This is a genomic window from Chromohalobacter sp. HP20-39, assembly GCF_033052815.1.
GTDB lineage: Bacteria > Pseudomonadota > Gammaproteobacteria > Pseudomonadales > Halomonadaceae > Chromohalobacter.
On sequence record NZ_JAWHTP010000003.1, the window covers coordinates 602,047 to 611,607 of the forward strand.

Consider the following 9,561-nt stretch of genomic DNA (forward strand, 5'->3'; position numbering starts at 1 on the left):
TTGTCGAGAGATCGCGTGGTTAGTTAGCGTGGGTATTACTGAGAAGTGGAAAGCGCTTCAACACTGGCATTGAGAGCCACCTGCCCTTGACGAAGTTCCCTCAGGTTACGCTTAACGGCAGCGACCTCACTGGCCACCTTGTCATGATCGCCGGATAGCGACGCTAGACGTGCGCTCAGATCGTCGAAGTTCTTTTGCAGGGCGTCAAGTGTTTCACCCTGTGTGGAAAGCCGCGCGTCGAATTCTTGCTGGCGCGCGGAAAGCGATTCCAAGCGTGATGACAAGGTGGCACGCGCATCCTCACTGGTACTTTCCAGAGCCTTGAGTGAGGCTTGCAGGGCACCGATAAGCGTTTGCTGCATGTCTTGCGTCTCACGCAACGAGGCCAGGGCGTCGCTCGACCCCGTGCCCGCCTCCAGCTTGGCAACCTTGTTTTCCAGGTTGCCGATCACGGCGCGGGAAGCGCCCAGTTCAGATCTCAACCGGTCCAGTTCGGAACGCAAGCTGTCACCGGAGGCGTCCAGGGAACTGCCGGTGGCCTCGAGACGGTCCATGAAGGTGCTTTGACGTGCCTCGAGATTGGAAAGCCGGACCTGCCAAGCTTGGCGATCCTGCCAGTAAACATTGATGACCCCAGCCAGGGCAACGAAGAGAAGCAGCGTCAAGCACCACAGCGGCCAGACGCGGGAGCGTCGACGCCGTGTGCCGCTGCTGCGACGACGTGGCCGATCGTCGAGGTGTCCCTCGGCGATCGGGTCGGTATCGCGCTCAGGCACGATACGCGGTTCCTGACGTGTTCCTTCGGATCGTTCAGACATGCTCGGCTCTCGTCTCGCTACATTGTTTGTCAATACCCAGGCGCATCACACGAGCGTGGTGAAATTGGCGCTTATCGGGGCCGGTGCTAGGATACCGGGCGCCGTTGAGGACGCAGATGCTTGGCATTGTAAGGTTTACCACGATAAAAGGAGAACACCATGGCATTCGAACTGCCCGCCTTGCCGTATGAGAAAAATGCGCTCGAACCGCATATCTCCGCCGAAACCCTGGAGTATCATTACGGCAAGCACCATCAAGCCTACGTCGACAAGCTCAACGAACTCATCCAAGGCAGCGCTGACGAAAGCAAGTCACTGGAGGAAATCATTCAGTCGGCTTCCGGTGTCATGTTCAATCAGGCGGCCCAAGTATGGAACCACACCTTCTATTGGCACTGCCTCTCCCCTCAGGGTGGCGGCGAGCCCAAGGGCGCGCTGGGCGATGCTATCACGGCGACGTTCGGTTCTTTCGAGCAGTTCAAGGAAACGTTCAATGCCAAGGCGGCAGGCAACTTCGGCTCTGGTTGGACCTGGCTGATCAAGACCGCGGACGGCGGCGTGGACATCCGCAACACTGACGATGCCGACTGTCCCATCGCGCACGGCCAGACGCCGCTGATGACCATCGATGTCTGGGAGCATGCCTACTACATCGATTATCGCAATGCTCGTCTAAAATACCTGGATGCCGTGTGGAACGTCATCAACTGGGACTTCATTGCCCAGAACTTCGATGATTGATCGCCCGTCGAGATAAGCGGTGCTATCGACACGTATCATGCACGCCCCACGTTGATGGGGCGTGTGTCGTTCAGACGTTGGCCGGATCCGCCCGCCGACCGATACCACGATAGATCAAGCCACGTGACGCGACATAATCGGGATCGAAGATATTGCGGCCATCCAGGATTAACGGCGTGGCCATGAGCTCGCTCAGCCGACGCCAATTGGGGTTCCAGTAGCATTTCCACTCAGTGACCAGCATCAGAGCATCCGCCCCCTCGCAAGCGGCATAGAAATCATCGTCGCAAAAACGGACACGAGGATGCTGCTCGTAGAGCTCACGCAGTGCCGGCAACGCCTCGGGGTCGTGAATGCTGACATGCACACCTTGCGCCAGCAATGCATCGAGCAAGGTCAGCACCGGCGCTTGGTCGATGCGCGTGGTGCCGGGCTTGAATGCCGCACCCCAGATTGCCACCCGGCGCTCGAAAAGCTGGCCATGGAAGTGATGCCAGAATTTACGGAACAACGTCTCTTTTTTCTGTTCGTTGATGTCGAGGACATGCTCGAGCAATAGTGACTCGCGACCGGAGGCATGCTGGACATCGGCCAGCCGCATGAGATCACGTGAGAAGCTGGGGCCACCGAAGCCACAGCCGGGATACAGGTACTCGAAACCGATACGGCTATCGGCGCCCATTCCCAGGCGGACGTGTTCGACATCGACATCCAGCGAGTCGGCCAGGCCGGCCAACTCGTTCATGTAGCTGATGCGTGTCGCCAACATGCCGATGATCGCCAGTTTGGCGAGCTCCGCAGCGCGACGCGGCATGAGCTGAAAAACGTCCTGACGGCGGTTGAACGCGCGTAGCAGCTCGCGTACCTGGGCGGTGGCCTGACTATCTTCGCTACCGAGCAACCAGCGTGCCGGACGGGTGAAGGTCTCCCAGGCACGGCCTTCTTCCAGCATGTCCGGCAAGGCGACGGCTGATTGGCCGGCGTGGCCTAGCAGCGCCTCTAGGCGTTCGGTGTGGCCGACCGGAAATGTGGAATTATTGACGACTACCAGCGGGGTGCTTTGCGCTGCCGGAATATCGGCCACATAGGCTTCGGCAGCATCGCGTTGATCCGGGGCTAACGCCAGCCAATGAATGTCGACATCTTCCCGCGTGGGCGTCTCGGTCAGGCGCAGCAGACCCGAGCGACATCCTGCATCGATCTGGGACTTGAGTCCCGGTTCGCGAAGCAGCCATTCGGCATGTTCCAGACGTTGCCAGGGCATCTCGGGATGCGGGCACCAGTCGACCTGGTGCCCCACCGAGGAGAGCGCTGCCGCCGCCACGGCCGCCGATAGCTCGCTTCCATACACGTTCACGCGCATGGTCTCAGCCCTCGTTTGCGTAACGGCTCAACAGGGAACGGAATCCTTCTCCATACTGGGGATGGCGCTTGGCAAGGGCCAGCGTGGCTTCCAGGTAGCCCAACTGGTGCCCGCAATCGTAGGTGTTGCCGCGCATGCGATAGGCCTCGGCGCCCTGCTGCTGGCGCAAGGTCTCGAGGGCATCGGTCAGCTGGATCTCATTCCCTGCGCCAGGCTTGGTTTCGGCGAGCAGCGGAAAGATCGCCGCCGGCAGCAAATAACGCCCGATCACCGCCAGGCTGGAAGGCGCCTCCCCCGCCTTGGGTTTTTCGACCATGCCGGTCAGCGGCGCGCTATCGCCGGGGGCCGGTGCCTCGCCCTCGAGGGCCACGATTCCATACTTGTGAGTCATTTCTTGTGGCACATTCTCGACCATGATCTGTGCCTGGCTGCTCCTTTCGTAGGCGGCGACCATGCCGGCCAGATCGTTCTGCGATAGATCGCCGGCGTCTACCAGGACATCGGGCAGCAGCACGGCAAACGGGTCGTCGCCGATCACCGACTGCGCGCATAGTACGGCGTGCCCCAGCCCCAGAGCGACCGGCTGGCGCACGGCAATGATGCTCACGTCTTCGGGAACGATGTTGCGCACTTGTGCGAGCAATTCATCCTTGCCCTTGGCCTCGAGCATCGACTCGAGCTCGAAGTTCTTGTCGAAATGGTTCTCGATGGCGCTTTTGCTGGAATGCGTCACCAGCACGATTTCCTTGATGCCGGCGGCCACGGCCTCTTCGACGACGTACTGAATGACCGGTTTGTCGACGATAGTGATCATTTCCTTGGGAATGGCCTTGGAGGCTGGGAGGCAACGGGTGCCAAGTCCAGCGACGGGGAGTACGGCCTTCTTGATCATGAGGAGTCCTTCCTTAGCGTTCTAGGGTCGAGTGTCGGCAGTATGCCATAGTGAAAAGCACGACGGCGTCACCGATTCGGCATTCCTTTGACGGTCTTCAGGCAAAGAGGTTCGCGCTGTCTTGCCTATCGAGGCCAGCAAAACTCGCCTCTCAACATCTGCGCGTAACATTGTAGAATGCGTATGATCGATGTGCCGGTACATGACGACACATAAAGACATCCAGATTTCGAGATGCGTACCAAGGCATCGGTGCGATCATCTCTCCAAGAGGACAGCCCATGAGCGAGACGTTCGGTAACAACGTGGATCATGCCGAGATCGCCAAGTTCGAGGCGCTTGCCAGCCGCTGGTGGGACCCTGAAAGCGAGTTCAAGCCGCTGCATGAGATTAACCCGCTGCGCCTGAACTTCATCGATGAGCAGGCCAATCTGGCCGGCAAGACCGCCATCGATGTGGGGTGCGGTGGCGGCATTCTCAGCGAGGCGATGGCGCATCGCGGGGCTCAGGTCACAGGCATCGACATGGGAGAGGCGCCGCTTGCCGTCGCGCGCCTGCACCAGCAGGAAAGCGAGGTATCAGTCGACTACCGCCAGATCAGCGCCGAGGAAATGGCGGTCCAGCACCCTGGTGAGTTCGACGTCGTCACCTGCCTGGAAATGCTCGAGCACGTGCCCGATCCAGCGGCGATCGTGCGGGCGTGTGCGGCACTGGTCAAACCCGGTGGCCACTTGTTCTTCTCGACCATCAATCGCAACCCCAAGGCGTACATGTTCGCGATCCTCGGTGCCGAGTACGTCCTGCAGCTATTGCCCCGCGGCACGCACACCTACAACAAGTTCATTCGCCCGGCGGAGTTATCGGCCTGGTGCCGTGACGCCGGATTGCGCGTGCGCCGTCAGACCGGCCTGACCTACAACCCCGTGACCAAACGCTATCGCCTGGTCGCCAACGATGTGTCCGTGAATTACATGATGCACTGCACACCGGAATGGATGGGGGCGGGAGAAGCGCCATGAGCCATGCCCGACCGGCGGCGCTGATTTTCGACCTCGATGGTACGCTCGTCGACACGGCGCCTGATCTGGCGCATGCCACCAATGCCTTGCGAACCCATCACGGACTCGCGCCATTGCCTTATGAAGCCATTCGCGCACAGGTCTCGAACGGCGGCAGCGCTCTGGTGGAGCTGGCGCTCGGGTTGGCCCCCTCGCATGCCGATCATGGCGAGGCCCGGCGTTACCTGCTCGAGACCTACGGCCGTAACATCGCGGTGCATAGTCGTGTATTCCCCGGGCTGACGCCCCTGCTCGAAGCCTGGGACCGAACACAGCGTCCCTGGGGGATCGTGACCAACAAACCGCGCGCTTATGCCGCGCCCTTGGTAGAAGCACTCGGTCTGACACATGGCGTATTGCTGGCTGCAGATGACCTGCCTCTCAACAAACCCGATCCCGCGCCGCTACTCGAGGCGGCGCGACGCCTCGGCGTCGCGCCAGGCGATTGCTGGTACATCGGTGACCATCTGCGTGACATGCAGGCGGCGCAGGCGGCGGGCATGCACGCCGTCGCGGTACGTTATGGCTACATCAGCGATGAGGCAACGCCCGACACCTGGCCGGTGGATCGTTGGTTCGAGACGCCCGAAAGCCTGACGCAGGCGCTTTGGCCCGGCGAAGACGAAGCCGCTTGCCGACCAGGTTGACGACACTGCTTACACGGATGCCGACACAGCGCCCTTGGGTGGCTGGGCATCGAATGCCTGGCCCGTACGTCCACGACTGGCAGGGCCCATCAACCACAAGTAAGTCGGCATGATGTCCAGCGGCGTGCGTAGCGTCGCCGGATCTTCGTCAGGATATGCCCGTTGTCGCATGGCGGTGCGCGTCGCCCCGGGGTTGAGGGTGTTCACGCGTATCGAGGTGGAAGGCTCGAGTTCAGCGGCCAGCATCTGCATGAAGCCTTCCGTCGCGAATTTCGAAACCGAATATGCTCCCCAGTGCGCGCGTCCCTTGCGCCCGACGCTCGAGGAAGTCAGCACCACCGAGGCGTCCGGTGAGGCTTCGAGCAATGGCAGCAAGGCCTGTGTCATCCATATGGGGCCGGTGACATTGACGTGCATCACCCGCGCCCAAAGCTCCGGATCGTAATGCGCGAAGGGCGTCAACTCGCCAAGTAGACCGGCGTTATGAAGGAGGCCGTCGAGGCGACCGAATTCGCGCTCCAGCGTCTCGGCCAGATCACGATATTCCTTGAGCGTCGAACCCTCGAAGTTGAGCGGGAAAATCGCGGGTTGGGGGCCACCGGCGGTTTCGATTTCATCGTAGACCGCTTCGAGCTTGGCCAGCGTACGCCCGACCAGGACAAGCGTAGCACCGTGTTCAGCAAAAGACCGCGCGGCAGCGCGCCCGATGCCCGCCCCCGCACCGGTGACGAGGATGACACGCCCCTCGAGCAGGTTCGCGGGCGGATGATAATCGATATGACATTCCATGCGTCATCCCCCATCTTGGCGCATCAATTGCCCGATTGGTTGAGAAAATCTTGGGCCATATCAGCCGCATTGCTATCAGGATAGTCGCTACGGACGCGGTTCAGGAGTTCCTTGCTTGCATCGGGATGACCTTGGCGCGCCTTGAGCAATCCCAGCTTGTAGAGAGCATCCGCGACCTTATTGCTGTCGGGATAGTCATCAATGACCGTCTGGAAAGCCTGGGCGGCTGCATCCAATTGCGACTGTGCCGAATACAGCTCACCTAACCAATAGTGCGCGTTGGGGCGTAGATCGGAGTTCGGGTACGCATTGACGAAGTCTTTAAAGGCTTTTATGGCGGCATCGAAATCGCGTGCCTGCACTTTTCGGAAGGCGGCTTGATAGGCATTCCGCCCTTGATCGCTTGCCTGATTTTCAGAGCTACTATTGTCAGTAGCGCCGCCAGTGACCGATTTGGCGGCATCGCTATCGACACTCGCCTCACGTTGCCGCGAAGCCATGGCATCAAGGCGCTTCTCGAGATTCAGATAGCGCTCTTGCGAGAGTTTCTTCTCTTGCTCGAGTTGATAGCGCAATTCCTCGAGCTGACCGCGCAATTGTTTAATTTCGCGCTGGTTATCCTGCAATTTATTGAACAAGGCCAGATTGCCGCCGCCCGATTCTTGTTGCACGGCGGTTTGGCTATAGAGGCTGCTGGACTGATCGGTCAAGTCATCGACCGAGGGCTGAGCCCATACGGACAACGGGAGCACCAGGGCTCCCGTGCCGCACAGTCTTTTCAGACTGTGTTTCATATCTGACTCCGGCGACGTTTAGTAGTCAAAGACGACACGACGATTCTGGGCGTATGACTCTTCATTGTGACCACGTACCGCAGGGCGCTCTTCACCGTAGCTGACGATTTCGACCTGTGATGATGAGACACCTTCCACACTGAGATATTGTTCCACGGCTTGCGCACGACGCTCACCCAACCCGAGGTTGTATTCGCGGGTACCGCGTTCGTCGGCATGCCCTTCCAGAACGACTTGGGTATTGGGATGGCTCTTGAGATATTGAGCATGCGCTTCGAGTATCGGTTCAAACTCGGGACGGATGGTATCGCGGTCGAAAGCAAAATAGATGGTGCGCTGTTCGGGAATCGCATTACGATCGCCCATTTCGCTACCCGAGACGCCCTGCCCGCTTTCCATCCCTTGGCTAGAGGCTGTGCCACTCCCCGTACCTGCCCCCATTCCGGAGGTGCCGTCCATGCTGCCATCTTGAGTTCCCCCAGTGCTGGAGCAACCCGCGAGAACGGCGAGTGAAACGGCGACGGCGAGCCCTTGGGCGTATGGTTTGAATTGCATTGTTCTCTCCTTGTTTGGAAGTCAAATGACGCTAACGCGGTGCTAGTCCAGAAAAGGTGACCATGCGGGTGAACGTACATCACCGTCCGGCGATGGCAAACGGAAGGATGCACTACCATCCGCAGACACCAGTCCCAGCACACCACGGGTCCCTTCTTGCGTGGCGAAGATTACCATGGTGCCATTCGGCGCGACACTGGGGGATTCATCCCAGTTGGAATCGGTAAGAATCGTCATGCGATCGGTTTCCAGGTTCTGACGCGCAATATGAAAGCCCTGCTCATCACGTGTCACCATGAAAATCGTATCGCCGTCCGGGCTGAAGCGGCCACGTGAATTGTAGCTGCCGGTGAAGGTGATCCTCTGGGGCTGATCGTTACTTAAATTATAACGGTAGATCTGCGGGTTACCACTCCGGTCAGAAGTGAAGATCAGGCTACGCCCACTCGGGGCCCACTCGGGCTCGGTGTCGATCGCCTCGCTATGTGTCAGACGCTTGATATCCCGCGAGGCGACATCCATGACATAGATTTCCGGCTGACCATCCTTGGATAGCGACATCGCCAGCTTGCGCCCGTCCGGTGACCAAGCCGGCGCGCCATTGATGCCTTCGAAGGACGTCAGGCGCACACGCTGCCCGGTGGCGATGTTCTGCACGTAGATGGCGGAGCGTCCAGTTTCAAATGACACATAGGCCAACTTCTGACCGTCGGGTGACCAGGCAGGCGACAAGATAGGCTCGTCCGAGGAGAGGATCACTTGATTGTTGTGGCCATCGGCGTCGGCGATGTTCAAGGTGTACTTGATGTTGTCAGCGACGCCGTTGGCCCTGACATAAGCGATACTCGTCGAGAAGGCACCACGGATGCCGGTGATTTTCTCGAAGATCTGATTGCTTATGTAGTGAGCACTGTCACGTAATTCCTCAGATGAGGACGTCACGACTTCGCCGAGCATGCGGTCTTCGCCATTGACGTTCAGAAGCTCGTACTGGATGCGATATTGGCCATTCTGTTTCTCGACCTTGCCCACCACCAGGTAATCACTACCCAACTGCTGCCAGTCTTGATAGTAGACATCATCGCTACTGCTGGGGTTTGAAATCAGGGATTCACGCGACAATGGATCGAAACGACCGCTTCGTTCCAGATCATTGGCGATAATGCGCGAAACCTTTTCCGGCAACGCATCTCCTCCTTCCATCGGCACGATGGCAATGGGGATGGCCTGGTCGCTTCCCTGGGTGATTTCGATGGTCAGCTCGGCATGCGCCATGCTGGTGCATAACATCAGCAGCAATGCAGCTGCCCAAAGATTGAGTCGTTTCATCAGCGGATGTCCTCTGGGTTGAAGTCCAGATTGAATTCACGGAACTGGTCTCTTACCGAAGCCTCGAGCCTGCTCATTTCACGGAAGGGCGATGCTTTTTCGACGGCATTGAGAGCAGAACGGTCAAAAGTGGCATTGCCACTGCTTTGTATGATCGTGGCGCTTACCAGCTCGCCTGTGGGCAGTAATTGAATTTGCACGATGGCACGCAGGTCCGACGATATACTGGAGGGTAAATTCCAGCTCTGTTCGACGTAGCGACGCACTAGATTCTTGAAGCCATTGGCGGCTTCTCTCGCTTGCTCGGCATTGGCAATGGCTTGTTTCTCATCACTGATCATGTTTTCCAGTGATGAATTGTTCGCGCGTGCTGCCCGTTCAGCGAGTTCCGCCTGACGCTTCCGTTCGGCCTCGGCTTCCGCCTGGCGTTTCCGTTCGGCCTCGGCTTCCGCCTGGCGTTTCCGCTCGGCCTCGGCTTCCGCCTGGCGTTTCCGCTCAGCCTCGGCTTCCGCCTGGCGTTTCCGCTCAGCCTCGGCTTCCGCCTGGCGTTTCCGCTCAGCCTCGGCTTCCGCCTG

General features: G+C 59.2%; 11 protein-coding genes. 3 read left to right on the plus strand and 8 right to left on the minus strand.

The genetic code is table 11. The features are described 5' to 3' along the window. Positions 1–35: 35 nt before the first annotated feature. A complete protein-coding gene (locus RVY79_RS09520) occupies positions 36–818 on the minus strand; it encodes a hypothetical protein (RefSeq protein WP_317463885.1) in 783 nt (260 codons plus the stop codon). 159 nt (positions 819–977) lie between these two features. On the opposite strand from RVY79_RS09520, the gene RVY79_RS09525 reads away from it, so the two are divergent. Beyond that, positions 978–1,559, plus strand: a complete 582-nt coding sequence (locus RVY79_RS09525) for a superoxide dismutase (RefSeq protein ID WP_317463886.1) — start codon at positions 978–980, stop codon at positions 1,557–1,559. A 70-nt stretch (positions 1,560–1,629) separates the two neighbouring features. On the opposite strand, the gene RVY79_RS09530 is transcribed toward RVY79_RS09525, so the two are convergent. Both RVY79_RS09530 and galU read right to left on the minus strand, forming a co-directional pair. Next, positions 1,630–2,922, minus strand: a complete 1,293-nt coding sequence (locus RVY79_RS09530) for a nucleotide sugar dehydrogenase (RefSeq protein WP_317463887.1) — start codon at positions 2,920–2,922, stop codon at positions 1,630–1,632. Between the two features lie 4 nt (positions 2,923–2,926). Next, positions 2,927–3,814: a UTP--glucose-1-phosphate uridylyltransferase GalU gene (galU, locus tag RVY79_RS09535; protein WP_317463888.1), complete on the minus strand. Its 888-nt coding sequence runs from the start codon at positions 3,812–3,814 to the stop codon at positions 2,927–2,929. Between the two features lie 281 nt (positions 3,815–4,095). Between galU and ubiG the strand changes: the two genes are divergently transcribed. After that, positions 4,096–4,833 carry a bifunctional 2-polyprenyl-6-hydroxyphenol methylase/3-demethylubiquinol 3-O-methyltransferase UbiG gene (ubiG, locus tag RVY79_RS09540; RefSeq protein WP_317463889.1) on the plus strand — a complete coding sequence of 246 codons (738 nt, stop codon included), beginning with the start codon at positions 4,096–4,098 and terminating at the stop codon, positions 4,831–4,833. Then, positions 4,830–5,519: an HAD-IA family hydrolase gene (locus tag RVY79_RS09545; RefSeq protein WP_317463890.1), complete on the plus strand. Its 690-nt coding sequence runs from the start codon at positions 4,830–4,832 to the stop codon at positions 5,517–5,519. The genes ubiG and RVY79_RS09545 overlap by 4 nt, the downstream gene beginning before the upstream one ends. Before the next feature lie 9 nt (positions 5,520–5,528). Here RVY79_RS09545 and RVY79_RS09550 read toward each other — a convergent pair whose 3' ends face one another. The 5 genes from RVY79_RS09550 to tolA all read right to left on the minus strand — a co-directional run. Next, the gene (locus tag RVY79_RS09550) at positions 5,529–6,308 is read right to left on the minus strand and encodes a YciK family oxidoreductase (protein WP_317463891.1); all 780 of its coding nucleotides are present in this window, start codon (positions 6,306–6,308) and stop codon (positions 5,529–5,531) included. A gap of 23 nt (positions 6,309–6,331) precedes the next feature. Further along, positions 6,332–7,102, minus strand: coding sequence for a tol-pal system protein YbgF (gene ybgF / locus RVY79_RS09555; RefSeq protein ID WP_317463892.1), 771 nt, complete (start codon positions 7,100–7,102; stop codon positions 6,332–6,334). A gap of 18 nt (positions 7,103–7,120) precedes the next feature. Continuing rightward, the gene (pal, locus tag RVY79_RS09560; protein ID WP_317463893.1) at positions 7,121–7,657 is read right to left on the minus strand and encodes a peptidoglycan-associated lipoprotein Pal; all 537 of its coding nucleotides are present in this window, start codon (positions 7,655–7,657) and stop codon (positions 7,121–7,123) included. Between the two features lie 42 nt (positions 7,658–7,699). Then, entirely contained in the window at positions 7,700–8,986 is a 1,287-nt protein-coding gene (gene tolB, locus RVY79_RS09565; protein WP_317463894.1) for a Tol-Pal system beta propeller repeat protein TolB, read from the minus strand. Continuing rightward, positions 8,986–9,561, minus strand: a 576-nt coding sequence (tolA, locus tag RVY79_RS09570) for a cell envelope integrity protein TolA (protein WP_317463895.1), incomplete at its 5' end; no start/stop codon positions are given. The genes tolA and tolB, both read right to left, overlap by 1 nt.